This window comes from Cellulosimicrobium cellulans (genome assembly GCF_007679345.1).
In the GTDB taxonomy this organism is placed as follows: domain Bacteria; phylum Actinomycetota; class Actinomycetes; order Actinomycetales; family Cellulomonadaceae; genus Cellulomonas; species Cellulomonas cellulans_A.
In genome coordinates this window covers 182,109-208,634 of the sequence record NZ_VEGH01000001.1, presented here as the reverse complement: position 1 = coordinate 208,634, position 26,526 = coordinate 182,109, and the positions used below count along the sequence as shown (strand labels likewise).

The window sequence follows — 26,526 nt, the reverse complement described above, 5'->3', positions numbered from 1 at the left end:
GGTCAGCGGGCCGGCCGGGCCGCCTCGTCCTGCGGCCGCCGGCTGGACCGGCGCGTCAGCAGGTGCAGCACCAGGCCGACCGCGAGCAGCACCCCGGCGAGCGCCCAGTGCCGCGCCTCCTGCTGGGTCAGCAGGACCAGGCAGGTGACCACCGCCAGCACCGGCAGGGCGGTCCACGCCCGGAAGTGCGGGTGGTCGACGCGGTCGCGCCGCAGCACGAGCACGGCGACGTTGGTGCTGAGGAAGACGAACAGCAGCAGCAGGACCACGGTCGACGCCAGGTCCACGAGCTCGCCGGTCGCGGCCAGGACCATCGCGACGGCCGTGGTCACGACGATGGCCACCCACGGGGTGCGGCGCCCCGGCAGCACGCGCCCCAGCACCGGCGGCAGCAGACCCTCCTGCGCCATGCCGTAGGTCAGCCGGCTGGCCATGATCATGGTGAGCAGCGCGCCGTTCGCGACGGCGACCAGCGCCACCGCGGAGAACACCTCGAGCGGCACCCCGCCCGCCGCGCGCACCACCTCGAGCAGCGGGCCGCTCGACGCCGCCAGGTCCTCGGGGGCGACCACGGCCGGCGCGACCAGGCCGACCAGCAGGTAGACGACGCCGGCGGCCAGCAGGGCGCCGAACAGCGCGCGCGGGTAGACCCGGCGGACGTCGGTGACCTCCTCGGCGAGGTTCGCGGACGTCTCGAAGCCGACGAACGAGTAGAACGCGATCAGCGCGCCGCCCAGGATCGCGGCGGCCCACGAGGTCTCCGCGGGCAGCTCGAGCACCCGGGCGGGGTCGCCCTCGCCGCGGCCGAGGACGACGGCGCCGAGGATCACGACGAGGACCAGGCCCGACAGCTCGACCGCGGTCATCACCACGTTGGCGCGCAGCGACTCCTTGATCCCGCGCATGTTCAGCGCCGCCACCAGGGCGAGGAACACGATCGCGGTGAGCACCGGCGGCACGTCGAGGAACACCGACAGGTAGTCGCCGCCGAACGCCAGGGCCAGGCCCGCCGCCGACGTCACCCCCGCCGCGAGCATGCAGAAGCCGACCAGGAACGACACCAGCGGGCTGCCGAACGCCCGCTGCGCGAACACCGCGGAACCACCCGCCTTCGGGTACTTGGTGACGAGCTCCGCGTAGGAGGACGCCGTCAGCAGCGCCATGCCGAGCGCGACGAGCAGCGGTAGCCAGATCGCGCCGCCCGCCTCGGCGCCGAGCTCGCCGACCAGGGCGTACACGCCCGCGCCGAGCACGTCGCCGAGGATGAACAGGAACAGCAGCGGCCCGGTCACGGCCCGGCGCAGGCCGGTGGGCTTCTCGGTGGTGGTGTCGGTGGTCACCGGGCGAGTATCGGCGCGGGCGGCCGGGCGCGCGCGGCGAGCGCCGCGCGGCACCGCGGTCGACCCGACGCGGCGGTTGTGCAACCGTACGGTTGTCGTCCTGCCCCGGCGCGTGGCACGCTACGGCGGCGTCACCCACCCACCCGTCTGGAGGACCCGTGGCCGACCCGCTCTCCCAGGTGTTCGCCGCCCTCGCCGACCCGCTCCGCCGGGACCTTGTGGCGCGGCTCGCGTCCGGGGACGCCACCGTCGGCGAGCTCGCGGCCCCGTACGACGTCACGCCCCAGGCGGTGTCCAAGCACCTGCGCGTGCTCGAGGGGGCGGGGCTCGTCAGCCGGCGGCGTGAGGCGCAGCGCCGGCCGGCGCACCTGGAGACCGAGGTGCTCGACCTCATGACGATGTGGATCGAGCGGAACCGGCGGGAGGCCGAGTTCCGCTACCGCCGGCTGGACGACGTCCTGCTGGGGGAGGCGGCGGACCGGCCCGAGGACGTGCGGCCCCGCGCCGCCGCCGCGGAGCGGGCCACGCCGCCGCAGCCCGCCGCTCCCGCACGGCCCGTCCCGCCCGCCGTCGGCGACGTCGTCGAGCACGACGCCGACGCCGCGCCGGTCCCGCGGGTGCGCACGCAGCGGACCCTGCGGTTCCGGATGGACGGCGAGCGGGTGTTCCAGCCGTGGGACCTCGGGGCGCGCGTGGTCGTCCCCGACGACGACGCAGCGGACGACTCGCCCGGCGCCTGAGTCCGAACGGCCGCGTTTGCCCGAATCACCCGGTTCGTGGCGCGCGATCCGCTCACGCGGGCCCGGTGCGCGTCGATGGGTTCCTCACCAGGGGGTACCGACCCACGAGGAGCCACGTGTTCACCCGCACCCGCCCGCAGCCGCCGACCGCGGCGACCGAGCTGTCCGAGTCCCGCGCGAACATCGACGCCGTCACCGCGGTCGTGCACGCGCTCGCCGGGGCGTCGACCTCCGAGGAGGCGGTGCGCGCGGCGCTCGACGTCGTCCGGGAGCGGTTCGACTGGGCGTACGGCTCCTACTGGCGGGTCGAGGCCAACCGCGCCCTGCACTTCGTCCAGGAGTCCGGCGACGCGGGCGAGGAGTTCCGCCGGGTGACCCGCTCGGCGTCGTTCACCGAGGGCGTCGGGCTGTCGGGCCGGGCCTGGCGGGACCGCGACCTCGTGTTCGTGGCCGACCTGGGCGAGCTCACCGACTGCGTGCGCGCCCCCGCCGCGCAGCGCGCCGGGGTCCGGTCCGGCATCTGCTTCCCGCTGCTGGAGAACGGCGTCGTCGCCGGGACCATGGACTTCTTCACCACCGAGACGCTGGCCCCGTCGCCGCAGCGGCTCGCGACGCTGCGCAGCATCGGCGTCCTGGTCAGCCAGGCCATCGAGCGCGTCGCGACCGCCGAGCGCCAGGCCGAGGCGCTGCAGGACATCGAGGCCGTGAACCGGGTGATCCACGAGGTGACCGACGCCCCGGCCGCCGAGGAGGCGTTGAGCCGCGCGCTCGCCGCCATCCGCGAGGGGTTCGGCTGGGCCTACGGGTCGTACTGGCGCCTCGACGACCAGCAGCGTGCGCTGGTCTTCGTGCAGGAGTCCGGGGACGCCGGCGCCGAGTTCCGCGAGGTCACCCGCGCGGCCTCGTTCCAGGAGGGCGTGGGCCTGGCGGGCCGCGCCTGGCGCGCGCGGGACATGGTGTTCGTGCCGGACCTCGGCGAGCTCACGGACTGCGTGCGGGCGCCCGCCGCGCAGCGCGCCGGCGTGCGGTCCGGGGTCTGCCTGCCGATCGTCGTGGCGGGCCGGGTGGTCGGCACGATGGACTTCTTCGCGACGAGCACGCTGCAGCTCTCGCAGCGCCGCGCGGACGCGCTGCGCAACACGGCGTTCCTGGTGGCGCAGGCGCTCGAGCGGCACGCGGGCGCGGCCCGGCTGCGCAGCGCCGGCGAGGAGCTCGTGACCTCGATCCAGGAGGTCGAGCGCAACGTGCTCGCCGCCACGACCGTCGCCACCGACGGCCAGCGGATCGCCGAGGACGCGAACCGGGACGTCGCCGGGCTCGGGGTGTCGAGCGCCGAGATCGGCCAGGTCGTCACGGTCATCCAGGGCATCGCCGCGCAGACGAACCTGCTCGCGCTCAACGCGACCATCGAGGCGGCGCGCGCCGGCGAGGCGGGCCGCGGCTTCGCCGTCGTCGCGCACGAGGTCAAGGAGCTCGCCAACGAGACCGCGGCGGCCACCACCCAGGTCGGCGAGAAGGTGCGGACCATCCAGCAGCAGGTCGACGGGGTGATCGCGTCGCTGGCGCAGATCGGCGGCGTCGTGGAGCGGATCAACGAGACGCAGCAGACCATCGGCGGGGTCCTGACGGAGCAGGTCGCCGTCACCCGCGCGATCCTCGACTGACCGCCCGCGGGGGGTCGGCACCGCCCTCCCGCCCCCCGCCCCGCCCTCCCGTGCGCCGAGATAGGGCCGCCGCGCCGAGATAGGGCGTCCGACGGTCCTACCTCGGTGCGGAGCCCCTATCTCGGCGAGAGTCTCGGGGGCGAGAGGAGCCGGGGCGGGGCGGAACGGGACGGGGCGGGGCGGGTCAGGCCGTGTAGGCCCAGTGCCAGGGCTCGCGCGGGGTGTCCTCGACGAAGCCGTACCGGCCGCCGTTCGCACGCATCCACGACTGGGCCGCGTCGTCCAGCTTCAGGTCGGCGGCCATGCCCCAGCCGTGGTCGCTGGTCCCGGGCACCGCGGCCAGGCCGCCCTGGGAGTACAGGCCCTTGCGGGCGGCGACGTCGACCTGCGCCTCGTACGAGCGGTACGAGTCGGTGATGCCGACGGTCACGCCGTCCCGCGCGGCGTCGGCGATCAGGCGCTCCAGGGCGTCGGCCGCGGGCGCCCACAGCCGGTGGCCGGTGCTCCCGACCTCGTGCAGCGCCTCGGCCGGGATCTTCCCGTTGCCGTAGCCGGCGAGCGCGACGGGGACCCCGTCGGCGTCCCGGGCGGTGCTCGCGGCGGTGCTCGCGGTCGTCCCGGCCGTGCCGGAGGCGGCGGTGCCCGCGGTGGTCGACGAGCCGTCAACGGCCTGGGCGAGCGCCTGGGCGAACGCGGTGCCGCTGGTGGTGGTCGTGGGCGTCGGCGCCAGCGTGCCGATCGTCGCCTGGATGGCGGCGATGCGCTGGTTGATCGACGCGATGCCGTCGAGGCTCATGCGGTGCGGTTCCTCCCCCGGGGTGCACCGTTCCCGATCGGCAGCGCCGCGCCGGATCTGAGGCCCGAGGGCGGCCCGCGGGGAGCGCGGTCCCGCGTGATCGTGCGGGAGATCGCGACACGCGGGGTGCGGAGCACCGGCCGTGTCGGTGCTCGTGCGTACCGTCGTGGGCATGAGGAGTCAGCGGCACGTGTGCATCTGGTTCGACGACGGCGACGGCGTCGAGCTCCTGTGCGCCTGCGGCACCCGCGCGGTGGCCGTGGTGGACGAGGAGACGGGCGAGCTGGTCGTGGTGGCGACGGTGGAGGAGCCGGCACAGCTGGCCGTCTCCGCCTGAGGCCCGCGCCCGGTCGGGCTCAGCCGACCGGGACGGTGCGCCGCTCGGGCGTGAACGCGTAGAGCACGCCGTCGCGCTCGCCCACCCACCACGCACCGCACATGACGGTGGCGTCCTGCTCCGCCTCCGCCGGCCACCAGTCCGCCGCCAGCGTCGAGACGGAGCGGAAGTCCGCCGGGTCGCCGTCCGCCGGGTGCGGCGCCAGCGGCCGCTCCGCGGAGACCGGGACGCAGTCGTCCGGCAGGTCGTCGATCCGCGCGCGCATCGAGACGATCCGCTCGGCACCGCCGGGCCGCTGCTTGACCCGGACGTCCGTCGCCCCGTCCGGCGCCCAGTCCGGCAGCGCGGCGTCGGCCTTCGCGTCCGCCCCGGTGGCGAACGTCGTCGCCTGCGGCTCGGGCTGCCGGCCGAGCGCGTCCGCGACCGCCCCGCCGCACGCGCTCAGCAGCAGGACGGCCGCCGCGCCGAGCGACAGGACGCCCAGCAGCCGGCGCTCGGGCGTGCGCGGCGGGGTGCTCGTGAGCGGGGTGCGGTCCATGCCCTCGACGCTACGGACGGTGCCCCCGGGTGCGCGTCGGCTCCCGGGACGGTCGCGCCCCGCCGACGGTCATCCCGCGGGGGGACGGCCCGTCCGCCCCGGGGCGGGCGGCGCGCGATCAGGGCGGCGCGGGCGGTGCCGGCGGCGCGGCCGGTGGCGCGGCGGGCGGCGCCGCCGCGGCCGGGCCCGCCGAGGGGACGACCGTGACGGTCGACCCGACGACAGCCGTCCCGGACGGGCTCTGCCGCAGCACCGTCCCCGCCGCCGCCGGGTCCGGTGCCGCCGGCCCCACGGACACCCGGAACCCCGCCCGCTGCAGCGCGGCCTGCGCGGCGCCCAGGTCCCGCCCGACGACCCACGGCACCGCGACCTGCTTGCCGAGCACCTCGTCCTGCCCGGGCGCGGCGAACCCGGGGACAGCCTGGCCCTCCAGCGTGCGGGTCATGAAGGACTTCCAGATCGGCACCGCGACCGAGGACCCGAACACGTTCCGGATGTACCGCCCGTTGATCGTGATGCGCTGCATCGGGACCATCCGGTCGGCGAAGCCGACCCACACGGCGGTCGCCCGCAGCGGGGTGTACCCGACGAACCAGGTGTGCTCGTTGTGCGACGTGGTCCCGGTCTTCCCGGCGGACGCGAACGGCGGCGGGTCGGTGGCGGCGGTGCCGCTCCAGACGTTCTGCAGCGCGTAGGTCACGGCGTTGGCGACCCGCGGCTCCAGCGCCCCCGGCGTGCACCCGCCCGGCGGCACCGGCAGCGCCTGCCCGTCGGTGTCCGTGACCGCCAGGATCGCCACCGGTGTGCAGTACGTGCCGCCGTTCGCGAAGGCGGCGAACGCGGCCGCCATCGACAGCGGCGACACCGAGTTGGAGCCGAGCACGTAGCGGGTCGAAGGGGCCGTCGCCGGACGAGCCGCCGGCCTTGTGGATCCCGAGAGCGGTCGCCGTGTCGAACACCCCGCAGATGTCGATCTGGGACGCCATGGCGATGTAGCCGGAGTTGACCGAGTTCCGGGTCGCGTCGAGCACGGTCATCACGCCGCCGGACCGCGGCCCCTCGGCGTTGGCGAACCGGTACTCCGTGCGGGGGTCCAGGCGCGTGCACGAGGTCCGGAACTCGCTGAACCGGTACGAGAACCGGGTCGCGTTCACGCGCTCGGACAGGCTGTGCCCCTCCTTGAGCCACTGGGCCAGCGTGAACGGCTTGAACGTGGAGCCCGGCGGGAAGCCGCTGCCGCCGCCGTACGCGAAGTCGGTGCTGTAGTTGACGGCGGTCTCCCGGTCGCCGTGCTCCTCGGTGTTGTTGTACCGGCGGTTCTGCGCCATCGAGGTGATCTTGCCCGTGCCCGGCTCCACCGTGACCAGCGCGGTCGCGACGCCCGACGGGTCGTCCGCCGGCACGCCGCCCTGCACGGCGTCGGCGGCGAGCGCCTGCTCCCGCGGGTCCAGCGTGGTGGTGATGGTCAGCCCGCCGCGGTACAGCCGGTCGACCCGCTCCGCCTCCGTCGCGCCGAACGCGGGGTCGTCCCGGATCACCTTGGTCACGTAGTCGCAGAAGTAGCCGGAGCCCGGCACCGTCACCTCCGCCGCCATGCAGCCGACCGGCCGGGTGTCGACGTGCAGGGTGTCGGCGAGGGGCGTCGCCAGGCCCGCGGCGAGCTCGTCGGCGCCGAGGTAGCCCTGCTCGTGCATCAGCCGGAGCACGAGGTCGCGCCGCTCCTGGGCGGTGGCCGGGTTGCGCACCGGGTCGTAGGCGGTCGGGCTCTGGGTGATCCCGGCGATCGTCGCGGCCTCCAGGTACGACACCTGGGACGCCGGCTTGCTGAAGTACCGCTGCGCAGCTGCCTCGACCCCGTAGGTGTTCACGCCGAACTGGGCGATGTTCAGGTACGCCTCGAGGATCTGGTCCTTGGTCATCTCCTTCTCGAGCGCGATCGCGAGCTTCGCCTCCCGGAGCTTGCGCGCGTAGCCCTCCGCCCCGTCGGCCTCGCGCGCCGCCTCCGCCCCGGCGGGGTCGCCCGACCGGACGGCCTGCTCGATCAGGACGTTCTTGATGTACTGCTGGGTCAGCGTCGAGGCGCCCTCGGTGCGGCCCGAGGACTGCAGGTTGCGGACCAGCGCCCGGACCATGCCCTCGGGGTCGATGCCCCCGTGCTGGTAGAACCGCTTGTCCTCGATGGCGACGACCGCCTGCCGCAGCGGCTCGGCGACGGCCGCCAGCGGGACGACCACCCGGTTCTCCGCCCAGAACGTCGCCAGCACCGTGGTGCCGTCGGCCGCGAGGACCGTCGACCGCTCGGACAGGGGCTGCCGCTCGAGCTCGGTCGGCAGGTCCTGGAACGCCTCGACCGCGAGGTCCGTCGTGCCGTCGGCGACGGCGACCGTGGGCAGCACCAGGCCGGCGGTGAGCACCCCGCCCAGGACCGCCGTGAGGACGAACGCCAGCACCAGCGCGACCGCCCTCGTGACGGTCATGCGCCGTGCGGTGCGACCCCTGCCGGGTGCCATGTGCGCCACGGTAGGGCGTGCGGACGCAGGTCGCGCCCGGGCGCCGGGGGAGTCATCCCCGCCGGGTGAGGGCCGCGGGGTGCGGGGCGGGGCGCCGGCGGGTGCCGCGCCGTCTCAGAAGTCGCCGCCCCCGAAGTCGCCGCCCCCGAAGTCGCCCCCGCCGAAGTCCCCGCCGCCCCAGCCGCCGTCCCCGCCCCAGCCGCCGCCGTCCGCGGAGACGTCGCCGCCGTCGTAGCCGCCCGCGTCGGCCTCGGAGCCGCCGTCCGCGCCCTCCGCCCCCGCGTCGGCGGCGTCGCCCGAGTCGGACAGGTCGAACAGGCTGTCGGCGATCGCGGTGCCGACGAACGCCCCGGCGACGCTGGCGAGCAGGGAGCCGGCGATCATCCCGCCCATCCCGATGCCGCCGCCCATCCCGACGCCGGCCGTTCCCCGGCCGAACGACCGCTCCAGGGTGCCGGGCTGCCGCAGCTCGGCGCGGGTGGCCATGCGGGCGAGCGAGCGCGGGTCGTCGTCGGTGGCGCGCTCGCCCGGCGGGACCTCCGCGGCGAGGCCGTCGAGCACCTGCCGGCGCTGCTCGGGCGTCAGCTGGGCGAACGCCTCGGCGTGCGCCTGCTCGATCGCGTCCGGCGGAGCGGTGCGCAGCAGGTACCGGTACCGCTCGATCGCGGCCTGGTCCGGGTCGGCCGGGCGCGCGTCGGCGGGGTACGCCGGGTACGGCTGCCGGTGCGGCTGCTGCGGGCGGGCCTCGCGGCCCAGCAGGCGGTCCAGGAAGCCCATGGTCGTCACCTCTCGTCGTCGGTACCCGGGTCGAACGCCCCGGCCCCCGGCCGGGTTCCCCCCGCTCGCGTGGGTCGCCGAGCGCCCGCGTCACTCCCGCCAGGATCACCGGCCGCCCAGCCGCCCGCCACCGCGCGCACCCGCCGGGTGCCCACCCGGTCGCCTCGTCCCCAGCCGGTCGATCGGGTGGGCCCGCGACAATCGGCTGGGGACGAGGGCTGCTCGGTGCCTACGCTGCCGGGATGGCACACGACGACGCGCCAGCGGGCGGCTGCCCCGCGGCCCCCGAGCGGTTCCTCGTACGGGGGCGGCTGGAGCACCTGCCCCGCCGGCGCGCCGACCGCGACCTCGTGCTCCGCTGGGTGGCGCAGGGCGTGCTGCCGCTCGAGGAGCCGGTCGGCGAGCGCGCGCTCACCGACCGGCTGGCGGACCTGGCCCGGGACCCGGTGGGTCTGCGGCGCGAGCTGGTCGAGGCCGGCCTGGTGACCCGCACCCGGGACGGCGCGGAGTACTGGCGGACCCGGGTGACGGAGTTCGACCCGTTCTGACCGGCCGGGCGCTCAGGCCAGGGCGGCGAAGGCGTCCGCGACGGTCTCGTGCGGCGGGAGCACCCGGATCATCGTCGTCAGCGTGAGGACGTCGAGCACCTGACCGGTCGGCCGGGCGATCGTGAGGTCCCCGCCCGCGGTGCGGGTCGCGCGCAGCCCGGCGATGAGCGCCCCGAGGCCGGACGAGTCGAGGAACGTCGTCTCCTCCAGGTCGACCACGAGCTTCGTGCGGCCCTGCTCGACCAGGTCGGCCACGACCGCGCGCAGCTCCGGGGCGTCGCCGGCGGTGAGCCGCCCCCGGGGCCGCAGGACCACCACGGGCCCCCCGATCCGCTGCACCGCGATCTCCACGTCCGCCCCTTCCCCACGCCCGCCGGCGTCCACCCGCCGGTCCGCCCCCACCCTAGGCAACCGCGCGCGCCCCCGCCGCCCGCGTCCAGGTGCTGCGACCCCCGGCGCTCGCCCCGGGGGAGGTCACGCGTCGGGGCGGACCCGCGCCTGGTGCCGCGGCAGGTCGTCCTCGCCCAGGTCGGTGCGCCACCCGCCGACCACGCGCAGCCCGGCGACGTCGAGGTGCGGCGCGATGATCTCGGCCAGCGGCGTGGGCCAGTCGGGCGCGCTGAGCCGCTCGCGCCCGAGCGGGTCGCCGGAGCCGTCCAGGACCGTCAGGGTCCAGACGAGGTCGCCGTCCCCGGACGGGTCGGGCGAGTGGACCAGGACGGTCCGGGCCCGCGCGAGCGTCGTCTCGTCGAGCGCTGCCAGGCGCGGCAGGTCCGAGTGGTGCGGCATCATCGCCTCCCCGTCCGATGAGGGCATCATGCGCGCGGCCCTCGCGTCCTGCCCGCCGCCGGACGGGTGAATCTGCGAGCATGGCCGGGGCGCGCCGCAGGGGCCGCCCGGCACCCGATCCACGCTGGGGGGAACCGCTTGACCGGCTCTGCGCTGCGGGTCGTCGTCCTGGACGACGACCCCGACGTCGCGGCGTACACGGGCACCGTGCTGGAGCGGCGGGCCGGCTGCGAGGTCGTGGTGCTGCACGACGCCTCGGACGTCGCCGGCATCCTCGCGCGGTTCGACCCGGACGTCGTGGTCACGGACATCGAGATGCCGGGCACCTCCGGCCTGGAGCTGGCGGGGCTGCTGCGCGAGCGAGCGCCGGACGTGGGCGTGGTCGTGATGACCGCCCACGTGTCGGTGGAGTACGCGGTGGGCGCCCTGCGGCAGCGCGCCGACGAGTTCCTCACCAAGCCCGTCGCCGCCGGCCAGCTGGTCGAGGTCGTGCGCCGGCTCGGCGAGCGGCGCCGTGCGGCGCTGGCGGCCCGGCCGGTGGTGCTGGCGGTGGGCGCGCACCCGGACGACGTGGAGATCGGGGCCGGCGGCATCCTCGCCGCGCACCGGGCGGCCGGCGACACCGTCGTGGTGCTGACCCTGTCCCGGGGCGCGCGCGGCGGGGACGTCGCGGACCGGCAGGGCGAGTCGCGCGCGGCGGCCGCGCTGATCGGTGCGCGGCTGGTCCTGGAGGACCTCCCGGACACCCGGATCCCGGTCGCCGGGCCGACGCTCGAGATCGTGGAGCGCGTGGTCGACGAGGTGCGGCCGGCGGTCGTCTACACGCACAGCGCGAACGACCGGCACCAGGACCACCGCGCGGTGCACGACGCGACGATGGTCGGCACCCGCGGGCTGGGGACGGTCGCCTGCTACCAGAGCCCGTCGGCGACGGTGGACTTCCGCCCCAACCGGTTCGTCGCGATCGACGACCACCTCGGCACGAAGCTCGCGATGCTGGCGTGCTTCGCGTCCCAGGTCGGGATCCGGGACTACCTGGAGCCCGACTTCGTGCGGGCGACGGCGCGGTACTGGTCGCGGTTCGGGTCGGGTCGGGCGGTGGAGCCGCTGGAGATCGTGCGGGACACCGGCGGCGTCGGCCCGGCCGCGGGGGGCGGGGCCGGCGCGTGGCCCGCGTGACCACCCCCGGGTCGCGCGGCCGGCGCGCCGCCGCCCCCCGGCCGCGCGACCGCACCGTCCTGCTCAAGCACGCCCCGACCCTCGCGGCCGTGCTGCTCGGCGCCGTCCTCGCGGCCGCCGCACCGGGCGCCGCCGTGACCGACCCGGGCGCGGTGCTCGTCGGCGCGGTGCTGCTCGTGGCCGCCACCGTGCTCGCGGTGCTCGCCGCGCTGCGCCCGCCCGCAGCCACCCGCCGGGCCGCGGACCCCTGGTCGGCCGGTGACGGCTGGGCGGTGGTCGTGCCGCTGCTCTCGATCCTGGCGGTCGGCCTGCTGCGCGCCGGCACGGGGGACGCGGGCTCGCTGTTCGGCGTGGTCCTGGTGCTGCCCGTCATCTGGGTCGGCGCGGAGCCGGGCCGCTGGTCCGTGCTCCTCGCGGCGGCGGCGTCCTGCCTCGCGCTGCTGCTGCCCGCGCTGCCGGGGGCGGGCGGGTCGCCCGACGACCTGGCCTGGTGGCGGGCCGCCTTCGCGCCCGCGGTCTACGCCCTCGCCGCGCTGACCGTGAACGAGCTCGCCCGCCGCCTGCGCGGGCACCTGGCGCGGCTGCGCGACGCCGACCGGCTCACCCGCAGCGTGCTGGACGCCGTCACGGAGCAGGCGGTGGTGGGCACCGGCCCCGACGGCGTGGTCGACGTGTGGAACCCGGGAGCGGAGCGGCTGCTCGGCCGGAGCGCCGCGCAGGCGCAGGGGACGCTGCGGGCCGACGCCCTGGTCGCGCCCGGCGAGCTGCAGGAGCGCTGGCGGCGGGCCGGGACCACGACCCCGTTCGCGGCGCTGGTCGCCGACGTCGCGCCGGGCCGCGCCGAGGCGTCGGAGTGGACGTGGCTGCGGGCGGACGGCTCGCCGGTGCCGGTGCAGGTGTCGACGACGGTCCGGCTGGACGGGGAGGGCCGGCCGGTGGGCTACCTGTTCGTGGCGACGGACGCGTCCGCCGTGCACGAGGCGGGTCGCCTACAGGACCAGTTCACCGGGATGATCTCGCACGAGCTGCGGACGCCGGTGAGCGCGGTCGTCGGCCACCTGGAGCTGCTCCGGGACGACCCTCTCACGCCCGACCAGCTGCGGTCCGTCGAGGTCGCGGAGCGGAACGCGGCCCGGCTGCTGCGTCTCGTGGACGACCTGCTGTTCACGGCGCGGGTGGACGCGGGCCGGTTCCCTCTGGCGCTCGCGGACGTCGACGTGGCGGAGGTCGCCCGCGCGGCCGTGGAGTCGGCGCGCCCGGCCGCGGACCGGGCCGGGGTCGTGCTGGCGCTCGACGTCCCGGACGCGCCGGTGGTCCTGCCGGCCGACGCCGTCCGGCTGGCGCAGGTCGGCGACAACCTGCTGTCGAACGCGGTGAAGTTCACCCCGGCGGGCGGCACGGTGACGGTGCGGGTGACGGCGACGGTCGACCATCTGCGGTTCGCCGTCGCCGACACCGGGCTCGGCATCCCGGCGGACGAGGTCGACCGGCTGTTCTCCCGGTTCTTCCGGACGACCACCGCGACCCGGAACGCCGTGCCGGGCGTCGGGCTCGGGCTGGCGATCACCCGGTCGGTGGTCGTCGCGCACGGCGGGGTGATGGAGGTCACGAGCACCGAGGGGGAGGGGACCACGTTCACGGCGGTGCTCCCGCGCCGGCGGCGCGAGCCGGCCGCGGGCTGAGGGCGTCGGGCCCGGGGAACGACGAAGCCCCGCCTCGCCTGGGGCGATGCGGGGCTCCCTCGGTGGCTCCGACCGGCGTCGATCCGGTGACCTTTCGATTTTCAGTCGAACGCTCTACCAACTGAGCTACAGAGCCTTGATACGACGACACCGGCCCAGTGGACCGGTGTGATCGAGCGACCCCGACGGGACTTGAACCCGCGACCTCCGCCGTGACAGGGCGGCGCGCTAACCAACTGCGCTACGGGGCCTCGTTGTGAGACCTATTCTTCCACATGCACGGAGCTCGTACCCCCAACGGGATTCGAACCCGTGCTACCGCCGTGAAAGGGCGGGGTCCTGGGCCGCTAGACGATGGGGGCTTGCGCCCCTGACGTCGAGGCGTCTTCAGACCGAGGAAGACTCTACGGGCAGGTCTGCTGATCCGCCAAATCGGCGAGGATGGGCCGGTGATCGACATGTCGCGCGAGGACTTCGAGGACGCCGTCCGGGACGGTCTGGACCTCATCCCGGCCGAGCTCGCCGCCCGGATGGACAACGTGGTGGTGCTGGTGGAGGACGACGCCCCGGCCGACGACCCCGAGCTGCTCGGGCTGTACGAGGGGGTGCCGCTCACCGAGCGCGGCGAGTTCTGGGCCGCCGGGTCGCTGCCGGACCGGATCACGATCTTCCGCCGGCCGACCCTGGCGATCTGCGCGGACCGCGAGGAGGTGGCCGAGGAGGTCGCCGTGACGGTCGTGCACGAGGTCGCGCACCACTTCGGCATCGACGACGAGCGGCTGCACGAGCTCGGCTGGGCCTGACCCGCGCCGCGCCGCCCCGCGCCGGTCCCGTGCCGCGCGACCGCGCCTGGGTAGGGGGCCAAGGTCCCGTCTGCGGCGACCCCTGCGCTCGTAATGTCTCGGTCAAGCGCGCCCGCACCGCCGCCCCGGTGCCGCGGCGCGCCCCGGGTGACGCCCCCGCGGCGCCCCGAGGCCTCGACGCGTAGGGAGCCCCCACATGACCGCGGACCTGACCCTCGACCTGTCCTGCGTCCACCTCGCGCGGGACGTCCGCGCCGCCCTCGACGCCAGCCCGCGCGTGATCGTGCCGCGCTCCCGGGCCGAGCTGTACGAGCTGGCGCTCGGCCCGGACGGTGGCCCGACCTTCGCGGTCGAGTACGACGTCGACGGCGCGCCCTACCGGGAGGCCGACGTCGCGCGCTGCCGCAACGGCCTGGCGGTGAACTACCCCGAGGACTACATGCGCCGCCGGGACCCGGACTGCATGCGGATCGCGGACGGTCTGCCGACGGACAAGCCCCGGTACCGGGACGTCTACGGCGAGGACTTCGACCCGGTCCGCGCGGAGACGCTCGCGTGGCTCGGGACGCAGGAGCTCGTCGTGGTGCCGTTCCGGGCCGGCGGGCCCGCCGTCGGGTACCCGTCGCTGGCGATCTGCCCGGCGAACGCCGCCTTCTTCGCCCTCACGCTCGTCGACCTGCAGGGCTGGGTCACCTTCGCCGAGCTCGGCCCGTTCGACCCGCGGTCGATCCTCTACGTGGCCCCGCCGTTCCGGCACACCCGGTTCGGCGGCCGCCAGGTCGTGGTGCACGACCGCTCCGAGCGGCTGCACGAGGTCTGGGCGTACAACCTGTACCCGGGGCCGAGCGCCAAGAAGGGCGTGTTCTCGGTGCTGCTCGACATCGGGGAGCAGGAGGGCTGGCTCACCGCGCACGCCTCCTCGGTCCGGGTGACGACCCCGTACGAGAACGAGACCGTGATCATGCACGAGGGCGCCTCGGGCGGCGGCAAGTCCGAGATGTGCCAGGAGATCCGGCGTGAGGACGACGGGCGGATCCTCGTCGGGACCAACCTGGTGCGGGACGAGCCGTACCACCTGACCCTCGGGGAGACGTCGGCGCTGGCCCCGGTCACCGACGACATGACGCTGTGCCACCCGTCGGTCCAGGTCGGGGACGGCCGGCTCACGGTGTCCGACGCCGAGGCGGGCTGGTTCGTCCGCGTGGACAACCTGACGTCGTACGGCGAGGACGCCGCCCTGGAGCGGGCGATCATCGAGCCGGAGCAGCCGCTGGTGTTCCTGTCGATCGACGGCGTCCCCGGCGCCACGGCCCTGCCCTGGGAGCACACCCTCGACTCCACCGGGCGGCGGTGCCCGAACCCGCGGGTGGTCATCCCGCGGTCGTCGGTCAGGCACGTCGTCGACGAGCCGCAGCAGGTGGACGTCCGCACCTTCGGCGTGCGGATGCCGCTGTGCACCCGGGACGCGCCCACCTACGGGATCATGGGCATGATGCACGTGGTGCCGCCCGCGCTGGCGTGGATCTGGCGGCTCATCGCCCCGCGCGGCGACAAGAACCCCTCGATCGGCGAGAGCGCCGACGTCACCTCGGCGCTCGCGCACGGCGGCATGGTCGCCGAGGGCGTCGGGTCGTACTGGCCGTTCTCGACGGGCACCAAGGTGGCCGCCGCGAACCTGCTGCTGCGCCAGCTCGTCACCCACGACCGCACCCGGTACGTGCTCACGCCCAACCAGCACATCGGGGCGTACCACGTGGGCTTCTCCGCCGAGTGGCTGACCCGCGAGTACCTGGCCCGGCGCGGCGGCGGCCGGATCCGGCGCGAGCAGCTCGCACCGGCCCGCTGCGCCCTGTTCGGCTACCGGCCGACCGAGATGAAGCTCGACGGGCAGCAGATCCGGCCGACCCTGCTCCAGCCGGAGTACCAGTCGCACGTCGGCCCCGAGGCCTACGACACCGGGGCCGCGGTGCTGCAGGGGTTCTTCGCCAGCGAGCTGCAGCAGTTCCTCACCGACGACCTCGACCCGCTGGGCCGGCAGATCGTTGAGCTGTGCCTGGCCGGTGCGCCGGTCGAGGCGTACGAGGAGCTGACGCCGCTGCACCTGTAGGGGGCGCGCGCGGCGTGGTTACGCTCGGGTCCGTGACCTCCGAGACCGCACCCACCGCCGCCCCGCGCCCCGGCCGCCCGCGCCTCGGGGTGGTGCTGCTGCCGCAGCAGCGCTGGGCGGACGCCCGGCACACCTGGCGCCGGGCCGAGCAGGAGTACCGGTTCGACCACGCCTGGACGTACGACCACCTCGCGTGGCGGTCGCTGGCCGACGAGCCGTGGTTCGCCACCGTCCCGCTGCTCGCGGCGGCCGCCGCGGTCACCGAGCGGATCCGGCTGGGCACGTGGGTGGCGTCGCCGAACTTCCGGCACCCGGTGCCGTTCGCGAAGGACGTCATGGGCCTGGACGACGTCGCCGGCGGCCGGTTCCTGCTCGGGCTCGGCGCCGGCGGCGAGGGGTTCGACGCGGGCGTCCTCGGCCCGGCGCCGACCCGGGGCGAGCGGACCCGGCGGTTCGAGGAGTTCGTCGAGCTGCTGGACCGGCTGCTCACCCACCCGGTGACCGACCACGAGGGCACGTTCTACGAGGCGCACGGCGCCCGGATGCACCCGGGCACGATCGCCCGGCCGCGCACGCCGTTCGTCGTCGCGGCGGCCGGTCCCCGGACGATGGCGCTCGCCGCCCGGTACGGGCAGGGCTGGGCGACCTACGGCCCGGTGCTCGCGCCCGACGAGCAGCCGGCCACTCCGGCCGCCGCCCAGGAGGCGTGGTGGGCCGGGGTCGCCGAGCAGGTGGACCAGCTGCGGGAGATCGCCGGGCGGCTCGCGCCCGGCGGCCGGGTCCCGGACCTGTACCTGAGCCTCGACGGCGCGCCGGTGTTCTCGCTGGAGTCCGCCGGCACCCTGGTCGAGGGCGTGGAGCGCGCGGCGGACCTGGGGTTCACGGACGTCGTCGTGCACTGGCCGCGGGCCGAGGGGATCTACGCCGGGTCCGAGGGCGTGCTCGCGGAGGGGCTCTCCCGCCTGGGGCGGTGAGGGGCGGTCAGCGCGCCTGCCGCGCCTCCCACGCGCTGGCGACCATCTCCGTCAGCGTGTGCCGCATGACCCAGTCGAGGTCCCGCGCGGCGGCCTCGCCGGACGCGACGATGCGGGCCGGGTCGCCGGGGCGCCGGGGGGCGACCTCCGGCTCGAACGCGATCCCCGTGCCCTGCGCCATCGCGGTCATGATCTCCCGCACCGAGACGCCGTCGCCGGAGCCCAGGTTGTAGACCCGCTGCAGCGCCCGGCCCTCGTCGAGCGCCCGCGCCGCGGCGACGTGCGAGGTGGCGAGGTCGGCGACGTGCACGTAGTCCCGGACGCAGGTGCCGTCGGGGGTGTCGTAGTCGTCGCCGTTGATCCGCGGGGTGCGGCCGGCGGCGAGCGCGTCGAGCACCAGCGGGAACAGGTTGTGCGGGCTGGTGTCGCTCAGCTCCGGCGTGCCCGAGCCGACGACGTTGAAGTACCGCAGCGAGGTGTGCGCCAGCTCGGTGGCCCGGGCCTGGTCGCGGAGCAGCCACTCGCCGATCAGCTTCGACTCGCCGTAGGGCGACTCGGGGGCCGTCGGGGTGTCCTCGGTGACCAGGTCGACGTCGGGGGTGCCGTACACGGCGGCGCTGGACGAGAACACGATGCGCCGCACGTCCGCGGCGGCCATCGCCTCGAGGAGCCGGGCGGTGCCGGTGACGTTCTGCTCGTAGGTGTGCAGCGGACGCTGCACGGAGACGCCGGCGTACTTGAAACCGGCCAGGTGCACGACGCCGGTGACGGCGTGCTCGCGCAGGGCGGCCGTGACCAGGTCCGCGTCCAGGATCGAGCCCTGCACGAACGGCACGTCGGCGGGGACGAACTCCCGGTGCCCCGAGGACAGGTCGTCGAGCACCACGGCCCCCATCCCCACCTGCCCGAACGCCCGCACCACGTGCGACCCGATGTACCCCGCTCCTCCGGTGACCAGCCACGTCGTCATGGGGTCAGCGTAGCGCCGTCAGCGGCCGGTCATGGTGCTTCGTGTTCGATCGCGATCGTTCGTGGTGGATCTCCGTAGGTACGCGGAACGGGATGGGGTGGTGCCGGCGGCGCCTAATTTCTGTCTCATCAGCACATTCAGCCGCTGGAGTCCGAGGAGCGACGATGGTCCAGGAAGGGTGCGGCTCCGGCCGCAGCAGGGGAATCACGGGGCGGGCGCGGATGCTGGGGGCGGCGGGCGTCGTCGCGGTCATGGCGGCGGTCGGCTCGTACGCGCTGTTCTCGGACAGCGGGACGGTCAGCACGACGTTCACCGCCGGCACGCTGGACCTGAAGTTCGACGCGGACGTCGACGGTGCCCCGGAGCCGTACGTCGTGACGTTCGACGGCGGGGACGCGCTCGCGCCCGGCGTCTCGGTCACCCGCGACCTGGTGGCGTACAACTCGGGCTCGGTGCCCGCCACGCTGGCGCTCGGCACCCCCGTCGTGGTCAACGACGACCCGGGCGACGAGCAGCTGCAGGACGTGATGTCCGTCCGGATCAGCGAGACCACCGCGGGCACGCTCTACGACGGCCCGCTGACCGCCGCGGCGTTCACCGGGCTCGAGCTCGGCTCCGGCGGGACGGCGGCGACCGGGCTGACCCTCACGTTCGTCGTCACCGTCGACGCGGGCGCCGGCGTCGGCGTCGCGGGGCAGTCCGTGCAGGTGGACCTGCCGTTCACCGCGGGCCAGGCGTCGACGTGAGCGCGGCCGGGTCGGTGGTCGTCGACCCGGCGGTGCTCGACGTGACCGGGATCTCTCCGGGTGCGGCGGTCGTGCGCGAGGTGACCGTCCGCAACGACTCCGGGGTCCCGGTGCTGCTCGCCTGGACCCAGCACGACCAGGGCGCGCTGTTCGAGGCCGCGGTGCCGCTCGACGTGGGGTACGGCTGGGACGGCGCCGCCGCCTGCGAGGGGCGTCCCGTGGTGCCCGCCGGTGAGATCCTCCGGGTGCGCGTCGAGGTGGCGCTGCCGGCGGCGGCGGGCGACGAGCTGCAGGGTGCCACCGGCGCGTCGACCCTCGCGTGGACCGCGACCGCGCTGCCGGGCGGGGAGTGCCCGTCCGGCGCCGGACCTGGTGGGCCCGGGGCCGGCGCGGGCCCCGGTGGCGGCGGTGGTGGTACCGGCGCCGGGGGCGGCTCCGGGGCGACCGCCGCCGACCCCGGCGCGGGTGCGCTCGGCGCGACCGGCGGCGAGGTGGGTGCGCTGGCGCTCGCGGCGGCCGTCCTGCTCGCCGCCGGCGTGCTGCTGGTGCGTGGCGCGCTGCGAGGGAGGTCCCGGTGCGCGGCCGCCTGAGCGGCGCCCGGTGGGTCCGCGGCGGCGGCCGGGCCGGGCACCGCCGCGCCCCGCTCCGCATGGTGGTGGCGTGCTGCGCCGTGGCCGCCCTGCTCGCGGCACCGGCGATCCGGCCGTCGACGGCGCTGCTCGCCGACCACGGCACCGCCCGTACGGTCCTCGGCGCCGTGGACGCGGAGCCTCAGCTGCTCCGCGGCGGGATCGGGGCGGGCGACGCCTGGTCGCTCGGCTGGGACTCGGACGGGCGGCTGTTCTCGTGGGGCAGCAACGACGTCGGCCAGCTCGGCTCCGGGGCCGGCACGCCCTTCGGGACCCGCCCGGCGCACGTGCCGGTGCCGGGTGGGCTGCCGGTGGTGCAGGCGTCGGCCGGCGTCGACCTGGGCATCGCGCTCACCGGTGACGGGGGCGTGTGGACGTGGGGCAACCCGGACATCTGGATCAACACGGGGGTCCCGCAGCGAGCCACGTTCTTCGACGACCTCGACGACGAGGTGGTCGGGGTGGACGCCGGCGGGTACTTCTACCTGGCCTGGACCGCCGGCGGGGCGCTGTACTCCTGGGGCGTGGTCGGGAACCGGCTAGGCCGGCCGTCCTCGACCGACCGGGATCCGCCGGCGCGGGTCACCGCCCAGGGGCTGGACGCGCGCACCGTGGTCGCGGCGTCCGCGGGGCGGTTCCACGGCGTGGCCGTGGCGCTCGACGGCGTGGTGGCGTGGGGTGACGACGTCGGCGGGACGGCCGGCGGCACCGTCGCCGGCCTGCCGGACGACGATCCCGTGGTCGGCGTGTCGGCGGGCGCCCGCAGGACGCTCCTGTGGACGGCGTCCGGGCGGCTGCTGACGACGACGGCGTGGGAGGCGGAGCCCGTCGCCGGCCTGGTCGACGTCGCGGGGGCGGTCGTGTCGTCGCCGGTCGCCGGCGAGCCCGGCCAGTGGGCGTGGGACGGCGCGGGCCGGCTGTGGGCGTGGGGGTCGAACGCGGGCGGTCAGCTCGGGATCGGCGAGCCCGGTGGCGTCTACGGCACGCCGCAGCCGGTGGAGCTGGCGCCCGGGTCGACGGCCGCGGCCGTCGCGGGGGGCGGGGCGCACGCCCTGTACGAGGCCGGCTCCGGGACGTTCGCCGCGGCCGGCAGCAACGAGCAGGGCCAGCTCGGCGACGGCACGACGACGCCGCGCACCGCGTTCCGGATCGAGGTGCCGATCGCGGGGTGGCCCCCGACGGCCGGCGGGGACGCCCCGCCGTGAGGCTGCGGCCGCTGCACGCGCGGCCGTGCACGGCGCGCCCGGACGCCGGCCGCACCCGTGCGGGGTGCCGGGGGGACACCGGGGCGGCCGTCGAGCGCCTCGCCCGTCGCGTGGTCGACGTCGCCGCCGTGGTGGGCGTCCTGTGCGCCGCGGCGGTCGTCGCGCTGCTGCTCGCCGGCTGGCGGCCCGTGGTGCTGCTGTCCGGGTCGATGGCCCCGGGCATGCCCGCCGGCACGCTGGTGGTGACCCGCCCGGTCCCGGCCACCGCGGTGCGCGTGGGCGACGTGGTCACCGTGCCGCTGGCCGGGAGCGCGACCCCGGTGACGCACCGGGTCGCCGCGCTGCGGCCGACCGCGGACGGGCGCGTCCTCGCGACGCTGCGCGGGGACGCGAACGCCGCGGACGACCCGGGCGAGTACGCGCTGCCCGACGGGACGCGCCGCGCCGTGGTGCACGTGCCGCGCGTCGGGCGGCTGCTGACCGGGGTCCCGGGGACGGTGCTGACGGTCGGCGCCGGGGCCCTGGTCCTGCTGGCGGCGCTGCCCGCCCGCCCGGGCTCCGGGCCGGCGATGCGCCCGCGAGTGGTGCGCTCGCGCGCGCGATGAGGCAGAGTGCACCGCAGGCGGGCGCGCGGTGCGGGGGCGACGGTCCTGCGGCGGTCGGCGGCGTGGCCGGCGCCCCGGTGGCGACGCGCCAGGTGCTCAGTATGCTGAGCATCTCTTCGAGCCCAGGGAGGACGCGTGCGCAGTGCCCGCACCCGAGCGGACGCGGGCGGCGGTCTCGTGGCCGACGCCCCGGCGTCGCACGCGCGCGCGCACGTGCCGTCGCGCCCGGCGCCCGACCTGGCCGCTCGCGTCGACGACGGCCTCGCCGCCGTCCGGCTGCTCCTGGTCGACGACGTGGCCGCCCGCCGGTCCCGCGCGCGGGAGCTCGCCGTCGAGCACGCCGCGCTGTGGCGCGCGGTCGGCGACCAGCTCGGTGGCGGCCGGCTGATGCGCCCGCGGCTGACGGTTGCCGCGTACCTCGGCCTGGGCGGGACCGACCTCGCCGCCGTCGCCCCCGTCGCCGCGGCGCAGGAGATGCTGCACACCGCGATGCTGGTGCACGACGACGTCCTCGACCACGACGACACCCGCCGCGGCCGGCCGAACGTCACCGGGACCGCGCGGCGCCGGCTCGCGGCCCGGGGGGTGTCCGGGGCCGCCGCGGACGACCCGGTGCTCGCCGCCGGCCTGCTCGGCGGGGACGTCGCGATCGCCGCCGCGTTCGACCTCGCCGCCTCGGCGCCCGTGCCCCCCGAGGTCGCGCTGCGCGTGGTCCGGTCCCTGGCCCGCGCGGTCGACACCACCGTCGCGGGGGAGCTGCTCGACGTCACCGGCGCCCTGCACGGCCCCACGGCGGTGGACGCGCTGCGCGTCGCCGAGCTCAAGACGGCGGTGTACTCGTGCTGCGGCCCGCTCGGCGCGGGCGCCGTGCTCGCCGGGGCGGACGACGGCGTGCTCGGCGTGCTCGACCGGTTCGGCACCGCGTTCGGCGTCGCGTTCCAGCTGCTCGACGACGAGCTCGGGGTGTTCGGCGACCCGCGGCTCACCGGGAAGTCGGTGCTGTCGGACCTGCGTGAGGGCAAGCGGACGGAGCTGCTGCGGCTCGCGTACCTGCGGGCGGACGCCGGGCACCGCGCCGTGCTGGACGCCGCCGTGGGACGCCCGGACCTGACCGAGGCGGACGCCGCCCGGGTGCGCGAGGTCATCGCCACGTCCGGTGCGCTCGACGAGGCGCGGCTGGTGCGCGCGGACGCCGTGCGGACGGCGCGGACCACCGCGGCCGAGGGGCTGCCCGAGCCGCTGGCCCGCTACCTCACCGACCTGCTCGACGCGGTCGCCGGGGCGACGGCGTGACCGCCACGCGCCCGCCCGTCCGGGTCGCGTCGGCCGCGCTCTACGACCGCACCGCCGCCCGGGCCAGCCGCGCCGTCCTGGCCGGCTACTCGACGTCGTTCGGCCTGGGCACCCGGCTGCTCGGCCCGCGCGCCCGCCGGGACATCGAGGCCGTGTACGCCCTGGTCCGGATCGCCGACGAGGTGGTCGACACCCGCGGCGGCGACGACGCGGCGGCGCTGCTCGACGAGCTCGAGGCGCAGACCGCCCGCGCGATGGCCTCGGGGTACTCGACGAACCTCGTGGTGCACGCGTTCGCCCGCACCGCGCGCCGCACCGGGATCGGCGCGGCCGAGGTCGACCCCTTCTTCGCGTCGATGCGGGCCGACCTCACCGTCCGGGTGCACGACCGCGAGTCCTACCTCCGGTACGTCTACGGCTCGGCCGAGGTGGTCGGGCTGATGTGCCTGCAGGTGTTCCTCAACGCGGACCGCGCGCCGGGCGAGCCGGTGCGCCGGCCGGACGCCGCGACCGTCGACGGTGCGCGGGCCTTGGGCGCCGCGTTCCAGAAGATCAACTTCCTGCGGGACCTCGGCGCCGACGCCGGCGAGCTCGGCCGGCTGTACTTCCCCGGCGTCGGGCCCGACGGCCCGACGAACGCGCAGCTGGCGGCGATCCTCGACGAGATCGGGGTCGACCTGGCCCGGGCGCGGGCGGCGCTGCCACGGCTGCCCCGGCGGGCGCGCGCGGCGGTGTCGGCGACGCTGGCGCTGTACGACACGCTGCTGGCCGACCTGGCCGCGACGCCTCCGGAGCGGGTGCTCGCGACGCGGGTGCGGGTGAGCACGCCGCGGAAGCTGGCGGTGCTGGCCCGGACCCTGGCCGGCGAGGCGGCGGACGCGGCGCGGTCGCGCGGGGCACGTGGGGGCTCGGGCGGACCCGCCCGGGACGGACGAGACGACGGAGGTGCGGCGTGACGGGTCGGGTGGTCGTGGTCGGCGGCGGGATCGGCGGCCTCGCGACCGCGGCCCTGCTCGCGCGGGGCGGCGCGGACGTCACGCTGCTGGAGCGGCACGACCGCGTGGGCGGCCGCACCGGCACCTGGGAGCAGGACGGGTTCCGGTTCGACACGGGGCCGTCCTGGTACTTCATGCCCGAGGTGTTCGACCACTTCTTCGCGCTGCTCGGCGAGCGGGTCGAGGACCACGTCGACCTCGTGCGGCTGGACCCGGCCTACCGGCTGTTCCCCGAGCCCGACGCGGCGGCCGGCCCGGGCGCGGCGTCCGAGCCGTTCGACGTCGTCGGCGACCCCGAGGTGAACTGGGCGACCTTCGAGGCCATGGAGCCCGGCGCGGGCGAGGCGTTCCGCCGGTACACGGCGGAGTCGACGGACGCGTACCGCACGGCGCTGGACCACTTCCTCTATACGACGTTCGAGCGGCCGGACCGCGCGATCACCGGCGACGTCGCACGCCGCTCCGGGACGCTGGCGTCGCTGCTGACCCGGTCGCTGGCCGACAAGGTCGCGGCCACCACCGACCACCCGGTGCTGCGCCAGGTGCTCGGCTACCACGCGGTGTTCCTCGGCTCGTCGCCGTACCGGGTGCCCGCGCTCTACTCGCTGATGAGCCACCTCGACCTGGTCGACGGCGTCCGGTACCCGCGGGGCGGCATGTACACGATCATCGAGGCGATCGAGCGGCTGGCCCTGGCCCAGGGGGTGACGATCCGGACGGGCGCGGACGTGGTCGCCGTCGAGGTGGACGACGCGGCGCGCTCGGTCCGGCACCCGCGGCGCACGGGCGTGGCGCGGGGGGTGCGGCTCGCGTCCGGCGAGGTCGTCCCCGCGGACGTCGTCGTGTCCGGCGCCGACCTGTTCCACACCGAGACCGCGCTGCTGGCGCCGGAGCACCGCACGCTGCCCGAGGCCTGGTGGGAGGACCGGGGTCCGGGCATCTCGGCGCTCCTCGTCATGGCCGGCGTCCGCGGCGAGCTGCCGGAGCTGGCGCACCACTCGCTGTTCTTCACCCGCGACTGGCCGGGCAACTTCGACGCGATCCTCGGCGCCGGGCGCTCGTCGCGCCCGGAGGACCTCCGCGTGCCCGACCCCGCCTCGCTGTACGTCTCGCGCACCACGGCCACCGACCCGTCGGCGGCGCCGGCGGGTCACGAGAACCTGTTCGTGCTCGTCCCCTTCCCCGCGGACGCGTCCATCGGGGCCGGGCCGGCGGGCGCCGCGGAGCTCGACTCGTACGCGGACCGGTACCTCGACCAGGTCGGGCGCTGGGCGGGCGTGCCGGACCTGCGCGCCCGGGTCGTCACCCGGAGGGTCGTCGGGCCGGCCGACTTCGCGCGCGACTTCTCCGCCTGGCGCGGCACCGCGCTCGGCATGGAGCACACGCTGCGGCAGAGTGCGATGTTCCGGCCCGGGGACCGGTCGCCGCGGGTGCCGAACCTGCTGCACGTGGGCGGCGGGACCGTGCCGGGCGTGGGCCTGCCGATGTGCCTGATCAGCGCCGAGCTCGTCGCCAAGCGGCTGCTGGGCGAGACCTCGCCGAGCCCGCTGCCGGCGCCGCTGCGCCGCGGGTACCTCGACGCGGCGCGGCGGCGCGGGGCGTGGACCGAGCACGGCGGGACGGGTGCCGACGGCCGCGGCAGCACCGCGCGTCCGTCGCGCCCGACGGCGGACGCGCCCGACGCCGCCGGTCCCGCGGGCCCCCTGCCCGACGGCGACGCCCTGCCGGCGGGGGCGCGGTGATCCGGTTCGCCTACCTCGGCGCGCTCCTGCTCGCGCTGGGCGGCCTCGCCCTGGTCGACCGCCGGTGGCGCCTGGCGTTCTGGGACGCCCCGCGCCGGGCCGCGCTGTGCGTCGGGACCGGCGTCGTCGGCTTCCTGCTCTGGGACGTCGCCGGCCTGCTGCTCGGCATCTTCGCCCGCGGCGAGAGCCCGCACATGACCGGCCTGCTGCTGGCGCCCGACCTCCCGGTCGAGGAGGCGGTGTTCCTCACGCTGCTCTGCTACAACGCGCTGCTCGCGTGGCGCGGGATCGACCGGGCGCTGGCGGCGCGGCGCACGCGCGGCGCGGGCCCGGCGGGGGAGGCGGCCCGGTGACCAACATCGTGCTCAACGTCCTCGTGCTGGCGGCGGTCGTCGCCGCGTCCTGGCGCGTGCTGCGCCGGATGCGACCCGGCCCGGTCGTCGGCGGGGCGCTGGTGCTCTGCGTGCTCACCATGGTGTTCGACACCCTGATGATCGCCGCCGACCTGTACGTCTTCGACGAGGACAAGATCCTCGGCGTCTACCTCTGGGGGGCTCCGCTGGAGGACTTCTTCTACGCCGTCGTCGCCGCGCTGGCGATGCCGGTGCTGTGGACCGTGCTCGAGCGGCGGTCCGCGGCGCGGGCCTCGACCGCCCCGGCCGCGGGTGTCCCGGAGGGCGGCGCGTGAGGCAGGTGCTCGCGGCCTCGCGGCCGTTCTCGTGGATCAACACCGCCTACCCGTTCGCCGCCGGCTACCTGCTGGCGACGGAGGGCCGGGTCGACCTGACGTTCGTGATCGGGACGCTGTTCTTCCTGATCCCGTACAACCTGCTGATGTACGGCGTGAACGACGTGTTCGACTACGCCTCCGACCTGCAGAACCCCCGCAAGGGCGGCATCGAGGGGGCGCTCGCCGACCCGGCGGTGGCGCGGGTCGTGCACCGGCGGATCCTGTGGGCGAGCGCGCTGTCGGTGCTGCCGTTCCTCGTCTACCTGCTGGCGGTCGGCTCTCTCGCGGCCGGGCTGACGCTGCTGCTGGTCGTGTTCCTGGTCGTCGCGTACTCGGCCCCGGTGCTGCGGTTCAAGGAGCGCCCGGTCCTCGACTCGGCGACGTCCGCGATGCACTTCGTCGGCCCGCTGCTCTACGCCCTGGTGCTGGTCGGTGCGGACCTGGGGTCGCGGTCGGTGTGGCCGGTGCTGGTGGCGTTCGTGCTGTGGGGGATGGCGTCGCACGCGTTCGGCGCGGTGCAGGACGTCCGGGCGGACCGCGAGGGCGGGATCGGCTCCGTCGCGACCGTGCTCGGCGCGCACGCGACGGTGGTGCTCGCGACGGTCGCCTACGTGCTGGCCGCCGCCGTGCTGCTGGTGCTGCCGTGGCCCGGGTGGCTCGCGGCGGTGCTGCCGCTGGTCTACGCGGCCAGCACCGCGCGGTTCTGGTCCGTCCGCGACGAGGACTGCGAGCGGGCGAACGCCGGGTGGCGGACGTTCCTCTGGCTGAACCTGGTCGTCGGGTTCCTGGTGACGATGCTGCTGATCGCCATCGCGCTGACGACCTGA

The 26,526-nt window shown here is 76.3% G+C and carries 27 protein-coding genes, 3 tRNA genes and 2 pseudogenes; 20 read left to right on the top strand and 12 right to left on the bottom strand.

Features of this window, described 5'->3' with window-relative positions; translation table 11 throughout:
- Positions 1-2: 2 nt before the first annotated feature.
- Complete coding sequence (locus FS882_RS00985; protein WP_158369909.1) at positions 3-1,340, bottom strand: APC family permease; 1,338 nt, start codon at positions 1,338-1,340, stop codon at positions 3-5.
- 158 nt (positions 1,341-1,498) lie between these two features.
- Between FS882_RS00985 and FS882_RS21730 the strand changes: the two genes are divergently transcribed.
- The 3 genes and pseudogenes from FS882_RS21730 (at position 1,499) to FS882_RS21785 (ending at position 3,744) form a co-directional block, all read left to right on the top strand.
- Positions 1,499-2,080, top strand: a complete 582-nt coding sequence (locus FS882_RS21730; RefSeq protein ID WP_222848084.1) for an ArsR/SmtB family transcription factor — start codon at positions 1,499-1,501, stop codon at positions 2,078-2,080.
- Positions 2,014-3,237, top strand: a pseudogene (locus FS882_RS21790) (GAF domain-containing protein); the annotation flags it as partial. The gene FS882_RS21730 and the pseudogene FS882_RS21790, both read left to right, overlap by 67 nt.
- Positions 3,232-3,744: a methyl-accepting chemotaxis protein gene (locus FS882_RS21785; RefSeq protein ID WP_262348011.1), complete on the top strand. Its 513-nt coding sequence runs from the start codon at positions 3,232-3,234 to the stop codon at positions 3,742-3,744. The pseudogene FS882_RS21790 and the gene FS882_RS21785, both read left to right, overlap by 6 nt.
- A gap of 184 nt (positions 3,745-3,928) precedes the next feature.
- Here FS882_RS21785 and FS882_RS00970 read toward each other — a convergent pair whose 3' ends face one another.
- Positions 3,929-4,540 carry a D-alanyl-D-alanine carboxypeptidase family protein gene (locus FS882_RS00970; protein ID WP_158369905.1) on the bottom strand — a complete coding sequence of 204 codons (612 nt, stop codon included), beginning with the start codon at positions 4,538-4,540 and terminating at the stop codon, positions 3,929-3,931.
- A 172-nt stretch (positions 4,541-4,712) separates the two neighbouring features.
- Here FS882_RS00970 and FS882_RS20755 point away from each other — a divergent pair, with 172 nt between their 5' ends.
- Complete coding sequence (locus FS882_RS20755; protein ID WP_187365059.1) at positions 4,713-4,877, top strand: hypothetical protein; 165 nt, start codon at positions 4,713-4,715, stop codon at positions 4,875-4,877.
- A 19-nt stretch (positions 4,878-4,896) separates the two neighbouring features.
- Here FS882_RS20755 and FS882_RS00965 read toward each other — a convergent pair whose 3' ends face one another.
- The 4 genes and pseudogenes from FS882_RS00965 to FS882_RS00955 form a co-directional block, all read right to left on the bottom strand.
- The gene (locus FS882_RS00965; RefSeq protein WP_158369903.1) at positions 4,897-5,415 is read right to left on the bottom strand and encodes a hypothetical protein; all 519 of its coding nucleotides are present in this window, start codon (positions 5,413-5,415) and stop codon (positions 4,897-4,899) included.
- Positions 5,416-5,533: 118 nt separating this feature from the next.
- Entirely contained in the window at positions 5,534-6,265 is a 732-nt protein-coding gene (locus FS882_RS21780; RefSeq protein WP_410053255.1) for a PASTA domain-containing protein, read from the bottom strand.
- Positions 6,266-6,446: 181 nt separating this feature from the next.
- A pseudogene (locus FS882_RS21775) lies at positions 6,447-7,892 on the bottom strand (transglycosylase domain-containing protein); the annotation flags it as partial.
- 147 nt (positions 7,893-8,039) lie between these two features.
- Positions 8,040-8,702, bottom strand: coding sequence for a hypothetical protein (locus FS882_RS00955; RefSeq protein ID WP_158370407.1), 663 nt, complete (start codon positions 8,700-8,702; stop codon positions 8,040-8,042).
- 242 nt (positions 8,703-8,944) lie between these two features.
- On the opposite strand from FS882_RS00955, the gene FS882_RS00950 reads away from it, so the two are divergent.
- Positions 8,945-9,250: a DUF2087 domain-containing protein gene (locus tag FS882_RS00950; RefSeq protein ID WP_158369899.1), complete on the top strand. Its 306-nt coding sequence runs from the start codon at positions 8,945-8,947 to the stop codon at positions 9,248-9,250.
- Positions 9,251-9,262: 12 nt separating this feature from the next.
- On the opposite strand, the gene FS882_RS00945 is transcribed toward FS882_RS00950, so the two are convergent.
- Positions 9,263-9,601, bottom strand: a complete 339-nt coding sequence (locus FS882_RS00945; protein ID WP_158369897.1) for an STAS domain-containing protein — start codon at positions 9,599-9,601, stop codon at positions 9,263-9,265.
- A 123-nt stretch (positions 9,602-9,724) separates the two neighbouring features.
- Positions 9,725-10,039, bottom strand: a complete 315-nt coding sequence (locus FS882_RS00940) for a hypothetical protein (RefSeq protein ID WP_187365057.1) — start codon at positions 10,037-10,039, stop codon at positions 9,725-9,727.
- A 138-nt stretch (positions 10,040-10,177) separates the two neighbouring features.
- On the opposite strand from FS882_RS00940, the gene FS882_RS00935 reads away from it, so the two are divergent.
- Entirely contained in the window at positions 10,178-11,218 is a 1,041-nt protein-coding gene (locus FS882_RS00935; protein ID WP_158369893.1) for a response regulator, read from the top strand.
- The gene (locus FS882_RS00930) at positions 11,215-12,900 is read left to right on the top strand and encodes a sensor histidine kinase (RefSeq protein ID WP_158369891.1); all 1,686 of its coding nucleotides are present in this window, start codon (positions 11,215-11,217) and stop codon (positions 12,898-12,900) included. The genes FS882_RS00935 and FS882_RS00930 overlap by 4 nt, the downstream gene beginning before the upstream one ends.
- A gap of 63 nt (positions 12,901-12,963) precedes the next feature.
- On the opposite strand, the gene FS882_RS00925 is transcribed toward FS882_RS00930, so the two are convergent.
- The 3 genes from FS882_RS00925 to FS882_RS00915 form a co-directional block, all read right to left on the bottom strand.
- Positions 12,964-13,036, bottom strand: a tRNA-Phe gene (locus FS882_RS00925).
- 41 nt (positions 13,037-13,077) lie between these two features.
- Positions 13,078-13,151 (bottom strand) — tRNA-Asp (locus FS882_RS00920).
- A 38-nt stretch (positions 13,152-13,189) separates the two neighbouring features.
- A tRNA-Glu gene (locus FS882_RS00915) sits at positions 13,190-13,262 on the bottom strand.
- Between the two features lie 96 nt (positions 13,263-13,358).
- Here FS882_RS00915 and FS882_RS00910 point away from each other — a divergent pair.
- From FS882_RS00910 to FS882_RS00900, 3 genes are all read left to right on the top strand, one after another.
- Positions 13,359-13,703, top strand: a complete 345-nt coding sequence (locus FS882_RS00910) for a metallopeptidase family protein (RefSeq protein ID WP_158370405.1) — start codon at positions 13,359-13,361, stop codon at positions 13,701-13,703.
- A gap of 196 nt (positions 13,704-13,899) precedes the next feature.
- On the top strand, positions 13,900-15,810 hold the full coding sequence (locus FS882_RS00905; protein ID WP_158369889.1) for a DUF4914 family protein: 1,911 nt from the start codon (positions 13,900-13,902) through the stop codon (positions 15,808-15,810).
- A gap of 32 nt (positions 15,811-15,842) precedes the next feature.
- Complete coding sequence (locus FS882_RS00900; protein ID WP_158369887.1) at positions 15,843-16,784, top strand: LLM class flavin-dependent oxidoreductase; 942 nt, start codon at positions 15,843-15,845, stop codon at positions 16,782-16,784.
- A 7-nt stretch (positions 16,785-16,791) separates the two neighbouring features.
- Here the strand turns inward: FS882_RS00900 and galE are convergent, their stop codons facing one another.
- Positions 16,792-17,754 carry a UDP-glucose 4-epimerase GalE gene (gene galE / locus FS882_RS00895; protein WP_158369885.1) on the bottom strand — a complete coding sequence of 321 codons (963 nt, stop codon included), beginning with the start codon at positions 17,752-17,754 and terminating at the stop codon, positions 16,792-16,794.
- 164 nt (positions 17,755-17,918) lie between these two features.
- Between galE and FS882_RS00890 the strand changes: the two genes are divergently transcribed.
- From FS882_RS00890 to FS882_RS00845, 10 genes are all read left to right on the top strand, one after another.
- The gene (locus FS882_RS00890) at positions 17,919-18,500 is read left to right on the top strand and encodes a TasA family protein (protein ID WP_187365056.1); all 582 of its coding nucleotides are present in this window, start codon (positions 17,919-17,921) and stop codon (positions 18,498-18,500) included.
- Positions 18,497-19,090, top strand: a complete 594-nt coding sequence (locus FS882_RS00885) for a hypothetical protein (protein ID WP_158369882.1) — start codon at positions 18,497-18,499, stop codon at positions 19,088-19,090. The genes FS882_RS00890 and FS882_RS00885 overlap by 4 nt, the downstream gene beginning before the upstream one ends.
- Positions 19,075-20,334, top strand: coding sequence for an RCC1 domain-containing protein (locus FS882_RS00880; RefSeq protein WP_158369880.1), 1,260 nt, complete (start codon positions 19,075-19,077; stop codon positions 20,332-20,334). The genes FS882_RS00885 and FS882_RS00880 overlap by 16 nt, the downstream gene beginning before the upstream one ends.
- Positions 20,331-20,939 (top strand): signal peptidase I, encoded by a 609-nt coding sequence (locus FS882_RS00875; protein WP_187365055.1) that lies wholly within the window; start codon positions 20,331-20,333, stop codon positions 20,937-20,939. The genes FS882_RS00880 and FS882_RS00875 overlap by 4 nt, the downstream gene beginning before the upstream one ends.
- Before the next feature lie 135 nt (positions 20,940-21,074).
- The gene (locus FS882_RS00870) at positions 21,075-22,232 is read left to right on the top strand and encodes a polyprenyl synthetase family protein (protein WP_158369876.1); all 1,158 of its coding nucleotides are present in this window, start codon (positions 21,075-21,077) and stop codon (positions 22,230-22,232) included.
- Positions 22,229-23,188 carry a phytoene/squalene synthase family protein gene (locus FS882_RS00865; protein ID WP_158369874.1) on the top strand — a complete coding sequence of 320 codons (960 nt, stop codon included), beginning with the start codon at positions 22,229-22,231 and terminating at the stop codon, positions 23,186-23,188. The genes FS882_RS00870 and FS882_RS00865 overlap by 4 nt, the downstream gene beginning before the upstream one ends.
- Positions 23,185-24,969, top strand: a complete 1,785-nt coding sequence (gene crtI / locus FS882_RS00860; RefSeq protein ID WP_158369872.1) for a phytoene desaturase family protein — start codon at positions 23,185-23,187, stop codon at positions 24,967-24,969. The genes FS882_RS00865 and crtI overlap by 4 nt, the downstream gene beginning before the upstream one ends.
- Positions 24,966-25,322 carry a lycopene cyclase domain-containing protein gene (locus tag FS882_RS00855; RefSeq protein WP_316043607.1) on the top strand — a complete coding sequence of 119 codons (357 nt, stop codon included), beginning with the start codon at positions 24,966-24,968 and terminating at the stop codon, positions 25,320-25,322. The genes crtI and FS882_RS00855 overlap by 4 nt, the downstream gene beginning before the upstream one ends.
- Positions 25,319-25,657, top strand: coding sequence for a lycopene cyclase domain-containing protein (locus FS882_RS00850; RefSeq protein WP_158369866.1), 339 nt, complete (start codon positions 25,319-25,321; stop codon positions 25,655-25,657). Before FS882_RS00855 ends, FS882_RS00850 begins: the two co-directional genes overlap by 4 nt.
- A complete protein-coding gene (locus FS882_RS00845; RefSeq protein ID WP_158369864.1) occupies positions 25,654-26,526 on the top strand; it encodes a prenyltransferase in 873 nt (290 codons plus the stop codon). The genes FS882_RS00850 and FS882_RS00845 overlap by 4 nt, the downstream gene beginning before the upstream one ends.

Coding starts and splice junctions, on each gene's coding strand:
- FS882_RS20755 (WP_187365059.1), top strand. CDS start 4,713: ATGAGGAGTCAGCGGCACGTGTGCATCTGGTTCGACGACGGCGACGGC.
- FS882_RS00970 (WP_158369905.1), bottom strand. CDS start 4,540: ATGAGCCTCGACGGCATCGCGTCGATCAACCAGCGCATCGCCGCCATC.
- FS882_RS00905 (WP_158369889.1), top strand. CDS start 13,900: ATGACCGCGGACCTGACCCTCGACCTGTCCTGCGTCCACCTCGCGCGG.
- FS882_RS21780 (WP_410053255.1), bottom strand. CDS start 6,265: ATGGCGGCCGCGTTCGCCGCCTTCGCGAACGGCGGCACGTACTGCACA.
- FS882_RS00965 (WP_158369903.1), bottom strand. CDS start 5,415: ATGGACCGCACCCCGCTCACGAGCACCCCGCCGCGCACGCCCGAGCGC.
- FS882_RS00940 (WP_187365057.1), bottom strand. CDS start 10,039: ATGCCGCACCACTCGGACCTGCCGCGCCTGGCAGCGCTCGACGAGACG.
- FS882_RS00955 (WP_158370407.1), bottom strand. CDS start 8,702: ATGGGCTTCCTGGACCGCCTGCTGGGCCGCGAGGCCCGCCCGCAGCAG.
- FS882_RS00950 (WP_158369899.1), top strand. CDS start 8,945: ATGGCACACGACGACGCGCCAGCGGGCGGCTGCCCCGCGGCCCCCGAG.
- galE (WP_158369885.1), bottom strand. CDS start 17,754: ATGACGACGTGGCTGGTCACCGGAGGAGCGGGGTACATCGGGTCGCAC.
- FS882_RS00910 (WP_158370405.1), top strand. CDS start 13,359: ATGTCGCGCGAGGACTTCGAGGACGCCGTCCGGGACGGTCTGGACCTC.
- FS882_RS00890 (WP_187365056.1), top strand. CDS start 17,919: ATGGTCCAGGAAGGGTGCGGCTCCGGCCGCAGCAGGGGAATCACGGGG.